A 444-nucleotide genomic window follows, 5' to 3' on the forward strand; every position below is an offset into this window, starting at 1 on the left:
TGAGGGCCTTGGCGGCGCGCCTCGTCCAGCGGGACACCGGATCGTCGCCGGCCGGCGCCCCAGCGCCTGCAGCGACCGCCAAAAGATCCCGCGCCAGGTCTTCGAGGCGTCCGGCCGGGACGGGGACGCCGTGATCCGCCTTTGCGCTGGTGAGGGTCGGGGTCGGGGCGGCGGCGTGGAGGGTCAGCAGGCGGCCCTCGGCGTAGGCGGCACGACGGGCCGCGCTCCACCGCCCCGACAGGCCGACCTGGCCTGGGCCGAGGTCGAGGAAGTCGCCGTCCAGGGACACGATGGTGCGCGCCCGATCGAAATCGGGCCGCGTCTCCAGCGGCCGGCCGTAGGCCCGGCGGGCACCCTCGTAGATCGCGTCGCGGCCGGCGCCGGCGCCGACATACCAGCGCAGCTCCGGGTAGGCGGCCCGCATCCGGGCGATCTGCGCCGCGA

1 pseudogene is annotated in these 444 nt (G+C 76.6%); it reads right to left on the minus strand.

Annotated elements, in window-relative coordinates:
* A pseudogene (locus FV228_RS32645) lies at window positions 1-424 on the minus strand (molybdopterin oxidoreductase); the annotation flags it as partial.
* Between the last annotated feature and the right edge of the window lie 20 nt (window positions 425-444).

This window comes from Methylobacterium sp. WL18 (assembly GCF_008040015.1).
Lineage (GTDB): Bacteria > Pseudomonadota > Alphaproteobacteria > Rhizobiales > Beijerinckiaceae > Methylobacterium > Methylobacterium mesophilicum.